We start from the raw sequence: 18,748 nt of genomic DNA, 5'->3' as shown, positions 1-18,748 counted from the left end.
AGAGAACAACTGTCAGTCAGCGTTTTTTTATTTTCAAAAAACATTGAAAGATATTTGGAAATAATAAACACTGTTCAGTATATTTGCACTGTAAATATTTTCAATGGGCATAACAGAACGCAAAGAGAGAGAGAAAGCAGAGATGCGGCGGCGTATCGTGGATGCGGCAATAGAAATGTTTGTGGCTGAAGGATATGAAAAAGTATCGATCAGAAATATTGCCGACAAAATAGAATACAGTCCCGCGACTATCTATCTGTACTACAAAGATAAGGATGAACTTCTTTACGACGTACAGAGTGAGGCATTTCATAAACTGGCCGCCTGGTTTAAGGAGCGGATTATTGATGAAAATCCGCTGGTACGGCTGGAGCAGCTAATGCTTGCTTATGTTTCCTTTGCGCAGGCACATCCGGAATTGTATGACCTGATGTTCATCATTAAAGCACCGATGAATTCGGTAGAAGATGAAGAATGGGATAATGGACTGGAAGCTTTCAGCTATCTCACCGGTACTGCAAAAGCCTGTGTAGACCAAAAGCTGATCCGCTTTGATGACCCTATGGTAGCAGGATTGAGCGTCTGGGCCTTTGCCCATGGCTTTGTGAGTCTGAATTTACGCTGCCGCATCAAAATATCCGAGCTTCCGGATGATGTTTTAGAGCAGCTGATCGTCAATGCTGCAAAGATTTACATCTCGCAAATCACCGCTTAAAATATAGTAAAAAGCCTTCGGGCTTTTTTTAACAAGTTGTATTAAACACCGTTCAGTATATCAACATTGATTACAAGTATAGCCATTGGCTATTTTTTTAAATCCATTAATAAACACTGTTTATTATGTCAACATCAATAACAAAAGGAGCATTGTTAATATTAGCATTGGCACTAGGTTTCAGCGCCAAAGCGCAGCAGCAGGCTTTGGACAATTACATCCAGCAGGCTTTTAGCTCCAACAAAGGCCTGAAAGATCAAAATATTCAGTTAGACCAGGCACTTTATGCGTTGAAAGAAGCCAAAAGTCTGTTTGGCCCGGACGTTACCTTTCTGGGCAGCTATGTAAAATCAGGCGGCGGCCGTACCATTGACTTCCCTGTGGGTGATATGCTGAACCCTGCTTACAGCACCTTAAACCAGCTTACCGGCACCCATAATTTCCCTACCCTGGAGAACATGAAATTCCAGCTGACCCCCGACAACTTCTTAGATGCCAAAGTGCGGACAAGTATGCCATTGATCAATGCGGAAATTTATTACAACCAGCAGATAAAAAAAGAGCAACTGAGCAGGCAGCAGGCAGCTGTCAATGTATACAAAAGACAGCTGGTACAGGATGTAAAAACTGCCTATTACCGCTACTATCAGGCAGTACAGGCAGTAGCCATTTACCGCAGTGCCGATGGCCTGATCAGCGAAAACATCCGCATCAACGAAAGCATGGTCAGAAACGGTGTTAGAAATAATACAGCGCTGTACCGCTCCAAAACAGAGAAAGAAAAAAACGAGGCCTCCATTAATCAGGCGGAGAACAACAGGGACAACGCCAGGGCGTATTTCAACTTTCTACTCAACAGACCACTGACAGACAGCATTGTGTTAGACAGCAGCACCATTGAAATTCCTGCTGCCATGGCAGGCGGTGATGATGTGAGCCAGCGGGAAGAACTGCAGGAGTACAAACACGCCATCGGCGCTTATCAGTACAACAATAAATTGCAACGCTCCTACCTCATTCCCAAGCTGAATACCTTCCTCGACCTGGGTTCCCAGGGATTACCCAACAAATTCGACAACACTACCCGTTATTATTTCTTCGGTGTAAACATGGAATGGAACCTTTTCAGTTTTCACAAAAACAAGTATAAAATCAAACAATCAGAAACAGCGCTGAATGCTGTCAGCATGGCCGCTTCGCAAACGGAAGACCAGCTGAAGCTACAGCTCTTTCAGGCAAAGAACGATTATATCAGCGCAGTTAAAAATTATAATACCGCCAGGGCACAGCTCGACTTCGCGGAGCGCTATTACCGAGATCAGCTGAAGGTTTACAAGGAAGGGCAGCTGCTTTACCTCGAGCTCGTGGATGCACAGAACCAACTTACACAGGCAAGGCTGCAAACAAGTGTAACACAGGCAAACGTGCAAAGCACCATTGCTGCTGTAGAACGTGCGCAGGCCAGCTATCCGCTGGAAAATAAATAATCGCTTATATCATCTTTATACAACCACTCCCGACTCATAAAACAAGACTCATGAAACAATATGCTTTGCTCATAGTATTATCCGCTGCACTGGTTTCCTGTGGCAGTAAACCTGAGGCTGCAAAAACAGACAATTCAGGCATCATTCCTGTAAAAACAATGGCCATAGCGGCTCACAGCGGTGCACAGGTAGTACATGCATCCGGGCAATTCACTACAGATGATGAAGTATACCTCTCCTTCAAAACCGGTGGTATCATCAGCAGTATCCTTGTGAAGGAAGGAGACCCTGTTCATAAAGGGCAGCTGCTGGCCACGCTTAACCTGACAGAAATCAATGCACAGGTGCAACAGGCCACCCTGGCCTATGAGAAGGCTGCCAGAGATTTCCAGCGTACGCAGAACCTCTTCAACGACAGCGTAGCAACACTGGAACAATTACAAAACAGCAAAACAGCGCGTGAGCTGGCAAAGCAACAATTGTCATCCGCACAATTTAATCTCGCCTATTCTGCCATACATGCCACTCAGGATGGTTATGTTTTACATAAACTCGCCAATACCGGCCAGCAGATCGCGCCTGGCACCCCTGTTTTGCAGACCAATGGCGCCAAAAGCGCACACTGGATTTTACGTGTAGGCGTAAGTGACAGAGAATGGGCTGGCATTAAAACCGGCGATGGCGCAGAGATAGAAACACAATCTGAAAGCGTAGGCAAACTAACAGGAAAGGTTACACGCAAATCAGAAGGTATTGACCCTGCCAGCGGCACCTTTATCATTGATGTGCAGGTTACAGGCAACAAGCCCGCAGCCCTTGCTGCCGGCATGTTTGGCCGCTGTCATATTTCCACCACTGCTGCCGATACCTCCGGTACCTGGCGTATCCCCTACTCCGCTTTATTGGACGGTAACGGCAGCAGCGGATATGTTTTTGTTACAGAAGATGGTAAGACCGCACATCGTGTGCCCGTTACCGTAGCCGGTATGGAGAAAGACCAGGTCCTTATCAGTGGCGGCGTTAACGGCCAGCTGATCATATCCGGCAGTGCTTACCTGAAAGATCAATCTCCTATCCGTATCATCCAATAACTACTGCTCCCATGAAGATTTCAAAATATGCTGTAAAAAATTACCAGTTTACCCTGGTGATATTCATCATGATTATCGTACTGGGCGTCAGTACTATCATGAACATGCCCCGGTCTGAAGACCCGGAGATGAAAGCGCCGCAATACACGGTGGTAGTGGTTTACCCGGGTACCAGTCCTAAAGACATGGAAGACCTCGTGGTAGACCCATTGGAAAAAGAGATTTATAGTCTGGCAGATATAAAACGCCTCCGCACTACCATCAGTGACGGCGTAGCGGTGATGCGGGTGGAATATAAATACAGCTCTAATGTAGAAGAGAAATACCAGGAGCTGGTACGTGAAGTTAATAACAAGCGAAAAGACTTACCCGCAGACATTTTCAGCATGGAAGTACGCAAGTCGGAGCCCAGTGATGTTAATGTTTTGCAGACGGCGCTGATATCTGAAAATGCCTCCCGCGACCAGCTCAGGTTTTATGCAGAAAAATTACAGGAGAGCCTGGAAAAAGTGCCGCAGCTGAAGAATGTAAAAATGCATGGCCTGCCAGACCAGCAGGTACGTGTAGAGTTACAGCTGGATAAAATGGCGCAGTTACATATTCCTGTCAATGCCGTAATGGGCGCCATGCAGAGTGAGATGGCCAATATCCCAGGTGGTAGCATAGACGCAGGCGATAAAAGCTTCAACATCAAAACCAGCGGCAATTACCAGGATATCGCGGAGATAGGTAATACCATTATATCATCTGCCAACAATAAAAATATATTCCTGAAAGATATTGCCAAAGTATACTACGGATTTGATGATGAGAAATATTTTGTGCGCCTGAACGGACACCGTAGCGTAGTCGTTTCTGCTGCACAGAAAGCTGGTGAGAATATCAGCAAAACACAGGAATCTTACCTACCTGTAATCAATTCCTTTAAGAAAACATTACCGGCAAACATAGACCTGGTATTGTATTTCAACCAGGCGGAAGCGGTTAACTCCCGACTGGCAGGACTCGGAAAAGACTTCCTTATAGCGATTTTACTGGTAGCCATTACCTTGCTGCCATTGGGTCAGCGTCCGGCCATTATTGTGATGATCTCTATCCCGTTGTCGTTATCTATTGGTATCGTTTTATTACAGTTGTTTGGTTACAACCTGAACCAGTTGAGTATAGTAGGATTGGTAGTAGCATTGGGTTTATTGGTAGATGACAGCATTGTAGTAATTGAGAATATAGAGCGGTGGATGCTTGAGGGACACAGCCGGATGGAAGCCACGCTCAAAGCCACTTCACAGATAGGGCTCGCAGTAGTGGGATGCACGGCTGCACTGATCATTGCTTTCATGCCGATCGTGTTTATGCCGGAAGGTGCCGGTGATTTCATACGTGGGTTACCGTTAGCTGTTATCTTCAGTGTACTGGCCTCTATGGCTGTTTCGCTGACCATCATTCCTTTCCTGGCCAGCAGATTACTGAAAGAACATACCAACCATAAAGGCAACATCTTCATGCGTGGACTGAAAAGACTGATCCATGGCAGTTATGCGCGTTTGTTAGATAAAGCATTACATCGTCCGGTACTCACTATCATTGTTTCATTAATAATTTTTGGTGCTTCCATCGTAGTTTTCAAGGCAGTGGGCTTCAGTTTGTTCCCGGCCTCTGAAAAGCCGCAGTTCCTGGTAAATGTAATTGCGCCGCCGCAGTCGAACCTGGGTTATACCGATCAGATTGTGAAGCAGCTGGAAGCGGAACTATTAAAAGAAAAAGAAGTAAAGTATGTTGCCAGTAACATTGGTAAAGGTAATCCTCGTATCTACTATAACGAGATCCCTGAAAACGAGCACAGTGATTATGCGCAGCTTTTTATACAGCTAGATCCGCATACGAGTCCGGCTGCCAAGCTGGCTTTGATTGAAAAGTTACGTAGCCGCTGGACACCTTATCCGGGCGCTAAAATAGAAGTAAAGAATTTCGAGCAGGGCCCGCCTATGGCAGCACCGGTAGAAGTCAGATTATTTGGCGACAACCTGGATTCATTACGTAGTCTGGCTGGTAATGTAGAGAAGATGCTGGAGAAAACCACCGGCACTATCTATATTTCTAATCCGGTGAGTAATCTGAAGTCGGACATACGCGTAAAGATAGACCGTGAAAAAGCGCAGCAGCTGGGTATTCCCACAGCCAACATCGACAGGGTGGTACGTTTAGCCGTGAGCGGTATCAACCTCGGCAAGTATAATGACACCAACGACAACGACTATGATATTTTGCTGACCAAGCAGAAAGCAGGCAGGCCTACGTTAGATGTATTCAACGATTTATATGTGAATAACAGCCAGGGTGTGGCGGTTCCGCTGAAGCAGATAGCGACGCTGGAGCTGGAAACATCACCGCTGAGTATCCGTCACCAGGAGAAAAACAGGATGGTAGCAGTGACAGCCTTTGTGCAGAAAGGGTTTCTGGCCGACAAGGTGATCAATGATGTCATCAGACAGATGGATGCCATGAAGCTACCGGCAGGCTATAGTTATGAGATGGGTGGAGAGGTAGAAAGCAGGAAGGACTCCTTCGGAGGTTTCATGACGATCATCATTGTGACCGTGTTCATGTTTATTGCGGTGCTGATATTGGAGTTCAAGACCTTCAAGAGTACGTTGATCGTGTTGTCAGTAATTCCGTTGGGCATTGTGGGAGCCGCGCTGGCATTGTGGATGACGGGGAATTCACTTTCCTTTGTGGCGATTATCGGATTGATTGCATTGGCGGGTATTGAGGTAAAGAATACGATTCTGCTGGTAGATTTTACGAACCAGTTACGTATGCAGGGACATAGCCTGGAAGATGCAATCAGAGAGGCCGGAGAGGTGCGTTTTTTACCGATTGTACTGACCTCACTTACAGCAATTGGCGGGTTAATTCCTATTGCGATATCTACGAATCCGTTGATAGCACCGCTGGCGATAGTACTAATAGGCGGTTTGATCAGTTCCACCCTGTTATCACGTATAGTCACACCGGTTGTATACAAGCTGATACCGCCTAAAATAGACGTGGTTGCAAAAGCGCCGGTTCCGGCCCGTGAGGAAGACCTGGTAGCACTGGAGGAAGCATAAGTAGTTGGAAATTATAAAGGAATCTGTACATTTACAGATAATTGGCAATCACCAAATCCTTTTTGAAAATTAGATCTTATGAAAAAAATCTTCCAGGCAGTAGCTGCCTTGCTGTTGTTGATAGGTGTAACTGCACAATCATCGCAGGCGCAGTTAAAGCGATTCAGTATTGGTCCGTTTGTAGAAGCCGGTTTTCCTACCGGAGATTTCAGCAAAACAAATAAAACAGGTTATGGTATCGGACTTGGTGCTGATATTAAGCTGGTAGCGGGTCTTACTGCAGTTGGCTCTGTAAGTTATATGTATTTCGGCGGTAAGTCGTTCAATCTGGGAAACAACATTACCGGTGACTATGCAGATGTAAAAGCGATTCCTATCCGACTGGGTCTGCGTTATAAAGTATTCTCCATTCTGTATGCTAAGCTGGAAGGTGGTACTATTCAGTTTGCCGGTGGTGATTATACTGGTGTTGGTGGCCTGGTGGCTCCTGGTATTGGTATCCGTTTACTTGGCCTCGATGTGGAAGGTAAATATGAAGCCTGGTTTAAAGATGGTACCAGAGGATTCTGGGGTCTGAAAGCAGGTTATAATTTCTAATAATACTATTAATATTTTTACAGCTGTCTCTACTTAGTAGAGGCAGCTTTTTTTATGCCTATAAACATGGTATAATCTGCGGAAAGATATGCCCGCCTATCATCTCATCAGTATATATTTCTACTCTACTTATCTACATAAAAAATTGTTTTAAAAAATAGTGCAGCAATTAAAATAGTTGCTACTTTCGTTATACCATCCATTAGCCGGGATGCTGAAATTTTGTTTGTTGCCAGTATAAACTGTCATGAAAATGATGAAATTTTATTTTTAAATTATTTAAATGGCTAAACCTATGAATTTCACCTATAATTATTACCCGCTGACTGGATTACCCACAGTAGATATCTCCCTCTTTTCGGAACCATAAATACTTTTATTATTTAAACAAAAACAAATGAAGAAAACCTTATCTGCTGTCCTTGGATCATTGGTCCTGGCAACAGCTTTCTATGCCTGTACCAAAAGCGATTCGCCTTCAGGTCCTCAGCCAGTGGGCTCCTCCTGGAAGGGCGAAACCCAGGTTGTTAAACTGGCTTTAAACGGCGACCTTGTTATAACAGATTCTCCTTTAGGCAGAGCGGCTGTAAGTGGTAATGCGCGTGCTACTGCAGACAGTGTACTGTATGCTGTTGATATCCGCGTGGGCAACTATGAGCCATTTGCCCAGGGTATTGTAAAAAGACTGGACACCCTGAAGTTTGAAGTCCCTAAAGGCACTTACTACAGTGTTTATGTTGCAGCTATCCGCAAAGGAAGTGGCAATGGTCTGTTTCAGACTGATAGTCTTGGTTTAACCTATTTCGATGCGCCTATCCGTAGTTTCACCAACTTCACGATGACCAGGGATAACAACAAATTGCAGCGTCAGTTTATGGACACCTTGCAATATTTCAGTCTGGCAAATGGTCCGGTAAATAAAACCATTAATAAATATTCTGAGCTGGATGTATATTATGGTTCTTATAATGGAACTGCTGCTGATTCATCCAAAAATTCTATTGCTATTAGCATGCGCAGGCTGACTTTCGGATTAAAATATAAGGCAATTAACTTTAGCGGAGGAATCTTAGAGGTTAGTTACGGTGGATTGATGGCTAACAAGGAGGTTAATACTTACTCTAGTGACTCTCTGGCAGGTTTGTACGTTGCGGATTACTTCAGAACCAGGGACGTTCTTGACTATGGTATTCCTGTGTCTATTAAATGGGCTCGTGTAGATGGTACTATACAGGATTTAGGATCACGTACGATTTATCCTAAACGCAATGTATTAACGACGCTGCAGATTACCGCGCCAAGCAATACTGGCAATCTGCCTATTAAGCTTGATGTTTCTGAGCAAACCTGGAAACAGGATACCATCATTGTGTGGTAATGTTCAACATCGAAGTAGCATAAATATTAAAAAAGAGGTACATCATGTGTACCTCTTTTTTTGTTTATGGGCGATTCAATCACTCAATGCCATATGATGTTACGTATTCCTGATTGTTAGGAATGGATGGAGGCAATGCAAAAAATCAGGTATAAACAGGAAGTTTCTATATAAGTTTTAAAAAATATTCTATAAAATAAATATATATACTATTTTCGTGCAATCCTTAATGTGAATGCTCAGTTAAACGGAGCATAAAAGATTTTCCCATATCTGCAAACCCTGAATCCATTCGCTGTTATCTGTTTTATTTATTGTCACACGAGGAAGCCATTATACACTAATGGGAGATCGTTGGTTAATTGTGCATAGTGCATGCGCTATGCTTTTGTAGATAAAATCCCTAATACCAAATGAAACGAATGCGACACGCCTTCCAGGTACTTGTGTGCCTGTTATTTAGCTATCATATGGCAACTGCTGCTCCCCCCGGCGAAAAAGAAGGTGAAAAAAACAAATCTATAGAGGCCTCCAGGCCGCTGGCACCATTAACGGGCAGCGTTCAGGCATCTACATCAGTTGCCTGTAAGGATGGTAACACGGGCTCCATTACGGTGAGGGCCAGTGGCGGAACCGGTAACTACTATTATAGCTGGTCTCCGTATGGGGGATCTTCCAACACCGCCTCGAATCTGACGGCGGGCACATATGTTTGTCATATCACCGATGACGGCGGTAACACTAAAGATGTAACAGCAACTATAACTCAGCCAGCGACGGCGATGACAGCAATCCCGGCAAAAAACAATATCCTGTGTTATGGTTCAAATACAGGCAGTGCAGCTGTCATCCCTAGTGGGGGCGTACCGCCATACACCTATGCGTGGACGTCATCAGTTTCCAGTACCAGTAATGCTACCGGGCTGCAAGCTGGTTCATATACCTGCATAATTACTGACGATTTTGGATGTACGCTATCCAAAACCTTCGATATCACGCAGCCCAATGCACCATTAAGTGCAACTGCCACTGCAACAGCAAACGTTACTTGCAATGGCGGCAGCAATGGTATCGCTGATGTAACGGTATCCGGCGGGACACCAAATTACACTTATTCATGGACCCCTTCAGGCGGAACAGCTGCAAGAGCCAGCGGCCTGGCAGCGGGTGACTATACCTGTACCATTACAGATGAAAATAACTGCCAAACTACCGCCAAAGTAAAAATTTCACAGCCATCTGCCATGTCTGTAATCATGGTCCAGACAGATGTTCTCTGCGCCGGTGGAAACAATGGTTCGGCGACAGCAGTACCTTCAGGAGGAAATGGTGGTCCTTACACCTACCAATGGTCTAACGGTTCAACATCTAATAATGCAACAGACCTTATTGCAGGAACATATACCTGTAAAGTTTCAGATGCAAAAACATGTTTTACAACACCTGCTGTTACCATTTATGAGCCTCGTCCAATAACTGTAACACTTTCTTATACAAACACCGGCTGCTATGGCAGCCATGATGGCACAGCTGAAGTATTAGCCGCAGGCGGCTCAGGCACCTACTCTTTTTTATGGTCCAACGGGGCTACTACCCGCTCCATCACTGGCCTGGCCGCAGGCACATACACCTGTACTGTTACCGATGGGAATCAGTGTACTTTCACCACTTCAGTGAATATCACACAATCAGATGCTATTATTTCAACTATGAGGGGTACACCTATCAGTTGTAATGGAAGAAGCGATGGTACTGCGCAGGTTATTACTTCAGGTAACTCCGGTAATTATACTTACTTATGGTCTAACGGTTTAACTACCCCAGTGATCCCCTTGCTGCCTGCGGGAGATTATACCTGCATTGTTACAGATGGAAACGGCTGCTCACAAGCAGGCACCTATACCGTCACAGAGCCAGACCCTTTAACATCAACGATAACCGGAACAATGGTTTCCTGTAATGGCGGAAGTGATGGTACCGCTACCATCACTGCTAGCGGAGGTACCACACCATATACCTATATCTGGACACCTTTAGGCGGAACAGCGGCTACTGCCACAGGACTTGAAGTGGGCACCTATACCTGCATCGTTACTGACGCTAATTTTTGTCCGACCTCTGCCAGTTTCACAGTAGCCCAGCCACTGCCATTAATTGTAAGTGCTACTTCTACCGATGTTTCCTGTAATGGTGGAGCCAATGGTACGGCCACCGTTTCAGCGGGAGGTGGCGCAGGTAACTATACCTACTCATGGGCGCCTTCCGGCGGAACAGCAGCTACAGCCACCGGACTCACTGCAGGCGATTATACCTGTACGATTACGGATGGCAATACATGCTCTAAAACCGTGAGGGTTTTAGTTTCACAACCTACTGCTTTAACCGGCACCGCTTCCAGAACGTTGGTTTCCTGCCATGGAGGCAGCAATGGCGCTATTACATTAGCCATCAGCGGCGGAACACCGGGATATACTTATTCCTGGAATCCGGCAGTATCAACAGATGCCGCTGCCTCCGGACTCCCTGCCGGTATCTACAATTGTACCGTTACTGACGCAAAGGGATGTCCGAAATTAATGAGTGCCCAAATTGATGAGCCAGATGCGCTTATTGTTTCCGTAACAGGAACGCAACCATCTGCAGGCCTTTCCAACGGTACCGCCACAGCAATGGTTAGCGGAGGTACTCCACCTTACAGCTATTCCTGGTTACCTTCAGGAAGCGTCACCTCTACTATCACAGGACTGAGCGGAGGCCAGTATACCTGCACCGTTACAGATGCCAATACTTGTCAGACACAGGGTGCTGCTCAACTGGGTCTCCCTGTTACCTTAAGCGGCTTCAATAATTTCTCTGCTACCTACGGTGATGCTGCTTTCCAACTGGCTACGCCGGTAAGTACCAGCAATGGCGCCTTTACCTATACCAGCAGCGATGCTTCCGTAGCATCTGTTGCCGGAAATATGATCACGGTGCACAAACCCGGTAATGCAATCATTACTGTATCACAGGCAGCTACCGGCACTTATCTCGCCGCCAGTACCACTGCTACCCTGACAGTATCTCCAAAAGATATCACCGTAATGCCACTCCTGGTACCAGCTATCATGAAGGTATACGATGGTACTACTGCGGCTCCATTCTCCGGAAGTAATTATAGCATTATCGGTCTCATACCGGGTGATCGCATTACCGTTAATGGTATCGCCGATTTTGATTCGAAGAATGTTGGCATTCAAAACATTACTATTAGTAATCTTAGGTTAAACGGGGTGGATGCAGCGAAGTATAACCTGCAGACATCTGTAATGACAACTACGGGTAATATTCTATCCAGACAGATCCAGGCGACTGCAATACCAGTTACAAAAATATATGATGGTAATACCACTGCTGCCGTTTCATTCCTTCCGCTGACGAATACAAGCGGATTGGCTGGAAATGATGATGTTACCTTAACTACTGCCAATGGTAACTACGACGATAAAAATGCAGGAACAGGAAAATCAGTTACTGTTACAACAGCATTTTTATCTGGTCAGGATGCCGGCAACTATCAGCTGATGCTTCCAATTACCACTACTGGTATTATTCAACCTAAAACACTGGATATAACACCTGCATCTGCCAGTAAAATTTATGGAGAAAAAGATCAGCAGATTAATTACACCACAGGAAATGGTCAGCTGGCAGCTGGGGATCAGCTCAGTGGTAGTCTTTCCCGTATTAGCGGTGAAAACGCCGGCAATTACAACATAACTATTGGTAACCTGAGCGGAAATGGCAACTACACCCTGCAATTGGCTGCTGCCACCTTTGAAATTAAAAAAGCAGCGCTGGTAATTACCGCCGATAACAAGGAGATATATCGTGGTCAGCCTATCCCTTCATTGACTTATACCAGCAATGGATTTGTAAATAATGAATCGGAACAGGTACTGACAACCCAACCAAATATTTCCACCCTGGCCACTTCAGGTAGTACTCCGGGTAACTATCCGATAACTGCCGCCGGCGCTACAGCTGCCAACTACGAAATTACCTTCGTAAACGGTAACCTGAAAATTAATGCGACCACACCAACTGATATCTCGCTTAATTCATCAACAGTATATGAAAATGTACCTGTTAACAGCCTGATATCCGCATTCAACACAAGCACACCTTTACCAACAACCATCACCTATTCATTGGTAACTGGTGCCGGAGACAACGACAACAAAGCTTTCAGCATCACTGGCGACAAACTCTATACAGCTACGGCAATAGATTATGAAACAAAGGCCAGCTATAGTATCAGGGTTCGTGCTACTAATTCCATGAATGAATACTTTGAGAAAGTTTTCACGATTCAGGTATTGGATGTAAATGAAGCGCCAACTGTTGATCCGGTGGCTCCGGTAAATATTTGCTACAGCAAAGACCAGGGAACGATCGCTGTTACAGGCATTAGTGCAGGTCCGGAAACTAACCAGCAGGTGACGCTGGCAGTGTCTGCGAGTGAAGATATCTTCTCTCAGCTGAAGATTGTTGCAACCAGCAACAGTACTGCAGAAATCAGGTATATACTGAAAGATAATATTGCGGTAAATACCAATATTATTATTACCGTAAAAGATAACGGTGGTACAGCAAATGGAGGCATTGACCTCACCACGGTGAGCTTTGCATTTACCGCAGCCAGACAACCAGCCATCACGGCTACCAGCGATAAAGGATTATCCATTATCAGCGGTGAGTCGGTGGTACTGACAGCTACCGGTGATGCAGCTTCCTATACCTGGTCAATGGATGGCAGCACCGTTGGAAATCAAAGCACCTATACCGCAAAAGTAACACAGACAACCACCTTTACGGTAACCGGTACGCTGGAGCATTGCACCACCAAACAGGACCTGACCATCACCACATCTGCTGCACAGACAGATATGTTGAAAGCTACCAATGTCATCACCCCTGATGGCGATGGATACAACGATAAATGGGTGGTAAAAAATATCGAACTATTTCCTGGCAGCGAAGTGAAAATATTTGACAGGGCAGGACGTATGATCTTTAGTCGTAAGGACTATCGCAATGAATGGGATGGAACACTGAATGGCAGTCCATTACAGGAAGGTGTATACTTATATGTCATCGACCTGAAGAACGGTTCTCCAATCCAGAAAGGTTATATCACTATTGTCAGGAAAAAATAAGTTCAACTAATTTATTCCAGTAAAATGAAAATTAAACAAAATCATAAATTCTTTTACCAGGTAGCGATGTTTGCATTGCTATCTGGTACTACCCTCAAGGTTCAGGCACAACGGGTATACCAGCCGGCACAATTCTTCTTTAACCAGTACATCAGCAACGCAGCAATGGCCGGACATGATTCCGCGCTGACTGTAATGGCCGGCTATACCAAACAAATGGATAATATCCAGGGATCACCACAATACCTGAACTTCACAGCAGACTATTACGCAGGAAAACATGTTGGTCTTGGTATTAATATTGCCACTCAGAAAGCGGGCATTCTAAACCAGACCAGGGCAGTTATTTCCTATGCTTATCAGCTGCCTGTCGGGAAAGATGGTCAACGCCTGAGTTTTGGTATTTCCGGTGGCATCACCAGCAACCGCATTGATTATAATTCAGTAGAGGGACAACATGAAGACCCTACCTTACTTGGCTATAACAGTGGCACTGTTAAAATGGATGGAGATATCGGTATAGCCTATACGGATAATCACCTGAACATCCAGGCTGCGCTGCCTTCACTGCGGGATAATATCGACAAACAGACCAATAGCAACGTAAATAGAACTGCGCTATACGGAAGTGTATCCTACCTGTTTGATCTGGGTACACAAATCACCAGTATTACTCCTAAAGTAGCATTTACACAGATTAAAGGCTATAAAAACATACTGGATGCAGGCGCCGAAGTGAAATTTCTTGAGGTAGCCAATATTCAGGCTATTTATCATTCTACCTCAAATTTCACTGCAGGATTCGGTGTACAGGTCTTGTCAGGACTGGGAATACAGGCATTCTATACCTCACAACCTAAGGAGATCACCGCCTATACCAATGGCATGTTCTCTGTTAATGCCAAAGTAGCCTTATTTGATAAGCGGGTACATTAATCATTTATTTTATGTCAATAAAAAAGCTGCCTGAATATTTCGGGCAGCTTTTTTTTTATAGACATTATTTTTTTAGAAAAATGTTGCAGACCAGGACCTGTCGAACAGCTGCCCCGGATGCAAAACATTGATTCCTTCTTTTTCAGTAAGGTCGCCGGTGGCAGTTTCACTGTCTGCAATACCACACCATGGCTCTATACATACGAAGTCTGCGTCCTTTGCAGACCAGATTCCCATATAAGGGAATCCTTCGTAGTGCACACTTATGCCATAGACAGTGTTGTCGCTCTTAATAGCGATGGTATGCGATGCCAGGTTTTTAAATACGAGGGCATCTTCATAAAACAATGATTTCTGTAATGGCAGTTTATTGGTATTGTTGAGGAATGGTACGGAGAAGGCTGCAATCTGCCCTTCCGTGGTAAGTGGCCATCGGCCTGCATTTTCTATTTTTTCAAATTCCAGGTAGTAATCGGTAAAAGCAGAGCCTTCTGCCAGTGGCACACGAAATGCAGGGTGTGCTCCTACGGAGAAGTACATTAATTCGTCACCTGTATTTTTCACGTGGTAAGTCACTTTCAGCACATCATCGGTGAGCTCGTAGCGGACGCTGAAAATAAATTTGAATGGATAGACTTTATGCGTTGCTTCATTATCGATCAGTGAAAAGAGGACACTGTCGGGGCCCTGTTCCCTGACAACGAAGTTCATATCTCTGGCGAAGCCGTGGCGGCCAAGCGTATAGTAATGGTTGTTATATTGATAGGTATTATGTTTCAGACCACCTACGATTGGGAAGAGTACCGGGCTTTTCTTACCCCAGAAATCAGGGTCGCCGCTCCACATATATTCGAGGCTGTTATCATTGCGAATAATACTTTGGAGTTCTGCGCCTTTTTCTGCGATCGTTACCGTGAGTTTTTCATTGGAGAGCCGTACCATGATACAGTTGTTTTGATTTCTAAAGCGAAGATAATCTGTAAATTGCAAAAGATAAGGGGTAAATCTGATCCAATTAAAAACACAAAACGCAGTATATGGAAACATTAAAAGGAAAAAAGGCACTGATAACAGGCGCTGGCAAAGGAATAGGACGAGCGCTGGCATTGGCGCTGGCGGCAGAAGGAGTGGATGTAGCACTGATGGGCCGTACATTGGAGCCACTGGAAGCCGTAGCTGCTGAAGTTCGTGCACATGGCGTGAAAGCGGCTGTTGCAACCGGTAATGTGGCCAGTATCACAGAAGTAAACACTGCTGTAGCCAAATTAACCGCTGAGCTGGGGCCTATAGACATACTGATCAATAATGCCGGTATTTCTACTTTTGGCGGCTTTATGGAACTCACGCCGGAGCGCTGGGAAGAAATCATCCAGGTAAACCTGCTGGGCGCTTACTATGTAACCCGTGCGGTGTTACCTTCCATGATAGACCGTAAAACCGGGGATATCATCAATATTTCCTCTACTGCCGGACAACGTGGTGCACCATTGACCAGTGCCTACAGCGCCAGCAAATTTGGCCTGCTGGGCATGACAGAATCGCTGATGCTGGAAGTGCGCAAACATAATATCCGTGTGAGTGCACTGACACCAAGTACCATTGCTACAGATATGGCAAAAGAATTAAAACTGACAGATGGCAACCCGGAAAAGGTATTACAGCCGGAAGACCTCGCAGAGTTTGTAGTAGCACAGTTGAAGCTGAACCGTCGTGTGACGATCAAATCCGCAGGATTATGGTCTACTAATCCGTAATTTTTCGCTGCATCATATTTTTTTTAAGAGCATATCTCAACATGTCTGATAGAATTGCAACCGATACCTTCGGTATCGGTTGGTGGGTTTCGCGCTGCGCGCGGGAGCTACCGCCAATCAAACAACGCTTGAGATATTCTCTTTTTTTGTCTCTTTTTCAGTTTCAATAACCTACCTTTAACAGATAAATCTGATACAAAACACTATGAAACTCCAGAGAATTCCCCTAATGCTGGCTACAGCATTGCTGCTTGGCGTAGGCGCCAAAGCACAGCAAATAGATCTTGGTGCAAGAGCCGGTATCAGTATCCCAAAACTCTCCGCCGGCGGTAGTTCCACCAATCCACTTAACGAAGGTTACAGCAGCAGGCTGGGACCAGATTTCGCCGTATTTGCAGAGTTTCACTTCAGTAAGCTGTTCTCTATTCAGCCGATGATTGAATATTCAGCGCAGGGTGGACAGAAAAACGGATTCCAGGCATTTCCTACACCGGATAAGGTAGTCCCTGTTTTTACCGCACAAGGACTAACACCACCAACTTATCTTTATGCAGACTTCAAAAGTACTGCTAAGATAAACTACCTGATGGTGCCTATTCTGGCTAAATTTGGCTGGAACCTTGGTAAGTCACCATTACGTTTATACGTTGATGCAGGTCCGTTCGTGGGCTTCCTTTTATCAGCAAAACAGGAAGTACGTGGTACCAGCGTTTGGTATCTGGACCCAGGAAAGACTCAACCACTGATCCTTGATCCATCACACCCAACAACTCCTACTCCTGTAAATATGGATTCAGACAATGATATCAAAGACCAGCTGAATAAAGTCAACTTTGGTATCAGCGGTAACGTAGGACTGGCTTACCTCTTCGGCAAAAGCAAAATCTTTATCGAAGGTGGTGGCAACTATGGTTTCCTGAACATCCAGAAAGGAGAAGCGAACGGTAAAAACAATATCGGAGCAGGTACAGTAGCCCTCGGCTATGCATACCGCATCAAATAACGCTGCTTTGCAGTAAAGCGCTGGCGCCTTCCAATGGATTCCGGAGGGCGCCGGTTTAGCTATCCCAGCTGGCGGGTTAGCCACTGGTATACAAAAAGCAGTACATCACTGCTGTTATCTTCATTATGCATTTCGTGGTAACTTCCCGGCCACTCCTTATAGGTAACCATGCCTGCCGGCGCTCTTTCGGCAAACAGGCGGGAACCTTCTACCGCCGTCAATTCATCGGCATTACCGTGTATCAGCAAAGAAGGCACTTTCAATAAATCTGCATGATGCAGGCACCATAATCCATTTCTCACCATATCATTTGCCAGGCGCAGACTCATTCTGTCGTGCCGCAAAGGATCATCCCTGAATTTCTCCACTGCGGCCCTGTTATGGGAGATTTTATTAATATCCAGGCCCTGGCTGACACGAAGATTAGGCAGCAGGCGGGCACCAATGTTCAGGACAGTACGTAAAAAAGCGCCGGGACGGCGGGCAACAATCAGCGCCGGCGCAGAAATCACGGCTGCGGCTATATGGGGCTGTTTTCTCAGCAAAAAGCCTGTCAGCGCTCCCCCACCCATGCTATGACCATACATCACTACCGGTTTACCATATTGTTCTTTGGTATGCTGGAGGAAGTCCCACAGGTAAGCCATCGTAAAACGCATACCCCGGGAAGCTCCCCTGGCGCCATCGCTAAGGCCGTGGCCATAATGATCGATACCGGTAACTGCATATCCTCTTTCTGCAAAATAGCTGGCTACATGGTCATATCTGCCTATATGCTCACCTATACCATGGACGATGATCATCACATGGGTAAACTCAGCAGGAACCCATTGAATACCGTGAAAGCGGCTGTTATTGGACGACCAGTAAAAATCGTTTCCAGTCATAGTGAAGTTTTTTAAAAACAGGGGATCGGGTGCAAAACGAAGATAAAGAATATCTTTAAGCCCAAAATCTGTAATTCAACCAACATGAGTAAAGAAAAGAGCGGTTCACCGGTATATAGCATACCGCTTAATTACCGGAAGATGGAAAACCTGCATATTGTATTCTGGCTGCTGAAAGATATAGGCTGGTGTATGATCTGGAAGCCTCTGGGCATTGCCATGATTTTCCCGACACTGATAATTTCCATTGTAATTGCATGGCGTACCCGCCAGTATATGGCCGAATTATGCCATAATGTGGCCATTACGCTGTGGATCACCGCCAACTCCTACTGGATGATCAGTGAGTTTCTACATTTCGATATGCTGCCTCTTTTTGGGGAATTTACGTATAAGCACCTGGCGTTAATACCATTTTTCAGCGGGGTGCTGATATTGGCTTTCTATTATTTGTATTATCAGCCGAGGCATAAGGAGGAGGAATCTGAGGAGATTGTAGAGGCTTAAAAAGTTTAACCGGCAGCTTCGCTGCCGGTTTTTTTTGTTGCGCCCCTCCTGCCGGAGGGGCGCAACGCTTATTATCGTGAATAAT

Annotated in this window: 13 protein-coding genes; 11 read left to right on the top strand and 2 right to left on the bottom strand. The window is 45.3% G+C overall.

Going from position 1 to position 18,748, the window contains the following annotated elements; translation table 11 throughout:
* Positions 1-103: 103 nt before the first annotated feature.
* From F3J22_RS12090 to F3J22_RS12055, 8 genes are all read left to right on the top strand, one after another.
* Positions 104-715, top strand: a complete 612-nt coding sequence (locus tag F3J22_RS12090) for a TetR/AcrR family transcriptional regulator (protein ID WP_167017444.1) — start codon at positions 104-106, stop codon at positions 713-715.
* Positions 716-840: 125 nt separating this feature from the next.
* Entirely contained in the window at positions 841-2,202 is a 1,362-nt protein-coding gene (locus tag F3J22_RS12085; RefSeq protein ID WP_167017442.1) for a TolC family protein, read from the top strand.
* A gap of 50 nt (positions 2,203-2,252) precedes the next feature.
* Positions 2,253-3,293 carry an efflux RND transporter periplasmic adaptor subunit gene (locus F3J22_RS12080; RefSeq protein ID WP_167017440.1) on the top strand — a complete coding sequence of 347 codons (1,041 nt, stop codon included), beginning with the start codon at positions 2,253-2,255 and terminating at the stop codon, positions 3,291-3,293.
* An 11-nt stretch (positions 3,294-3,304) separates the two neighbouring features.
* A complete protein-coding gene (locus F3J22_RS12075) occupies positions 3,305-6,403 on the top strand; it encodes an efflux RND transporter permease subunit (RefSeq protein ID WP_167017438.1) in 3,099 nt (1,032 codons plus the stop codon).
* Between the two features lie 78 nt (positions 6,404-6,481).
* The gene (locus tag F3J22_RS12070; RefSeq protein ID WP_167017436.1) at positions 6,482-7,000 is read left to right on the top strand and encodes a hypothetical protein; all 519 of its coding nucleotides are present in this window, start codon (positions 6,482-6,484) and stop codon (positions 6,998-7,000) included.
* Positions 7,001-7,397: 397 nt separating this feature from the next.
* Positions 7,398-8,378: a hypothetical protein gene (locus F3J22_RS12065; RefSeq protein ID WP_167017434.1), complete on the top strand. Its 981-nt coding sequence runs from the start codon at positions 7,398-7,400 to the stop codon at positions 8,376-8,378.
* Positions 8,379-8,791: 413 nt separating this feature from the next.
* Positions 8,792-13,576 carry a YDG domain-containing protein gene (locus tag F3J22_RS12060; protein ID WP_167017432.1) on the top strand — a complete coding sequence of 1,595 codons (4,785 nt, stop codon included), beginning with the start codon at positions 8,792-8,794 and terminating at the stop codon, positions 13,574-13,576.
* A 24-nt stretch (positions 13,577-13,600) separates the two neighbouring features.
* Positions 13,601-14,512 carry a PorP/SprF family type IX secretion system membrane protein gene (locus tag F3J22_RS12055; RefSeq protein ID WP_167017430.1) on the top strand — a complete coding sequence of 304 codons (912 nt, stop codon included), beginning with the start codon at positions 13,601-13,603 and terminating at the stop codon, positions 14,510-14,512.
* 72 nt (positions 14,513-14,584) lie between these two features.
* On the opposite strand, the gene F3J22_RS12050 is transcribed toward F3J22_RS12055, so the two are convergent.
* Positions 14,585-15,454 (bottom strand): aldose 1-epimerase family protein, encoded by an 870-nt coding sequence (locus tag F3J22_RS12050; protein WP_167017428.1) that lies wholly within the window; start codon positions 15,452-15,454, stop codon positions 14,585-14,587.
* 95 nt (positions 15,455-15,549) lie between these two features.
* On the opposite strand from F3J22_RS12050, the gene F3J22_RS12045 reads away from it, so the two are divergent.
* Together F3J22_RS12045 and F3J22_RS12040 are read left to right on the top strand one after the other, a co-directional pair.
* Positions 15,550-16,266: a 3-ketoacyl-ACP reductase gene (locus tag F3J22_RS12045; protein ID WP_167017426.1), complete on the top strand. Its 717-nt coding sequence runs from the start codon at positions 15,550-15,552 to the stop codon at positions 16,264-16,266.
* Positions 16,267-16,471: 205 nt separating this feature from the next.
* On the top strand, positions 16,472-17,269 hold the full coding sequence (locus tag F3J22_RS12040) for a porin family protein (RefSeq protein WP_167017424.1): 798 nt from the start codon (positions 16,472-16,474) through the stop codon (positions 17,267-17,269).
* 59 nt (positions 17,270-17,328) lie between these two features.
* Here F3J22_RS12040 and F3J22_RS12035 read toward each other — a convergent pair whose 3' ends face one another.
* The gene (locus F3J22_RS12035; protein WP_167017422.1) at positions 17,329-18,156 is read right to left on the bottom strand and encodes an alpha/beta hydrolase; all 828 of its coding nucleotides are present in this window, start codon (positions 18,154-18,156) and stop codon (positions 17,329-17,331) included.
* A gap of 84 nt (positions 18,157-18,240) precedes the next feature.
* On the opposite strand from F3J22_RS12035, the gene F3J22_RS12030 reads away from it, so the two are divergent.
* Complete coding sequence (locus F3J22_RS12030; RefSeq protein WP_240155038.1) at positions 18,241-18,663, top strand: hypothetical protein; 423 nt, start codon at positions 18,241-18,243, stop codon at positions 18,661-18,663.
* Positions 18,664-18,748: the final 85 nt, after the last annotated feature.

Origin of the sequence: Chitinophaga sp. Cy-1792 (assembly GCF_011752935.1) — a bacterium.
In the GTDB taxonomy this organism is placed as follows: domain Bacteria; phylum Bacteroidota; class Bacteroidia; order Chitinophagales; family Chitinophagaceae; genus Chitinophaga.
The sequence above is the reverse complement of the archived record's forward strand: the minus strand, read 5'-3'. Positions and strand labels throughout refer to the sequence as shown.

What these genes read in the sequence shown, in the direction of transcription:
- F3J22_RS12090 (WP_167017444.1), top strand. Translation starts at nt 104, where the DNA reads ATGGGCATAACAGAACGCAAAGAGAGAGAGAAAGCAGAGATGCGGCGG.
- F3J22_RS12075 (WP_167017438.1), top strand. Translation starts at nt 3,305, where the DNA reads ATGAAGATTTCAAAATATGCTGTAAAAAATTACCAGTTTACCCTGGTG.
- F3J22_RS12085 (WP_167017442.1), top strand. Translation starts at nt 841, where the DNA reads ATGTCAACATCAATAACAAAAGGAGCATTGTTAATATTAGCATTGGCA.
- F3J22_RS12030 (WP_240155038.1), top strand. Translation starts at nt 18,241, where the DNA reads ATGAGTAAAGAAAAGAGCGGTTCACCGGTATATAGCATACCGCTTAAT.
- F3J22_RS12080 (WP_167017440.1), top strand. Translation starts at nt 2,253, where the DNA reads ATGAAACAATATGCTTTGCTCATAGTATTATCCGCTGCACTGGTTTCC.
- F3J22_RS12040 (WP_167017424.1), top strand. Translation starts at nt 16,472, where the DNA reads ATGAAACTCCAGAGAATTCCCCTAATGCTGGCTACAGCATTGCTGCTT.
- F3J22_RS12055 (WP_167017430.1), top strand. Translation starts at nt 13,601, where the DNA reads ATGAAAATTAAACAAAATCATAAATTCTTTTACCAGGTAGCGATGTTT.
- F3J22_RS12060 (WP_167017432.1), top strand. Translation starts at nt 8,792, where the DNA reads ATGAAACGAATGCGACACGCCTTCCAGGTACTTGTGTGCCTGTTATTT.
- F3J22_RS12050 (WP_167017428.1), bottom strand. Translation starts at nt 15,454, where the DNA reads ATGGTACGGCTCTCCAATGAAAAACTCACGGTAACGATCGCAGAAAAA.
- F3J22_RS12035 (WP_167017422.1), bottom strand. Translation starts at nt 18,156, where the DNA reads ATGACTGGAAACGATTTTTACTGGTCGTCCAATAACAGCCGCTTTCAC.
- F3J22_RS12045 (WP_167017426.1), top strand. Translation starts at nt 15,550, where the DNA reads ATGGAAACATTAAAAGGAAAAAAGGCACTGATAACAGGCGCTGGCAAA.
- F3J22_RS12065 (WP_167017434.1), top strand. Translation starts at nt 7,398, where the DNA reads ATGAAGAAAACCTTATCTGCTGTCCTTGGATCATTGGTCCTGGCAACA.
- F3J22_RS12070 (WP_167017436.1), top strand. Translation starts at nt 6,482, where the DNA reads ATGAAAAAAATCTTCCAGGCAGTAGCTGCCTTGCTGTTGTTGATAGGT.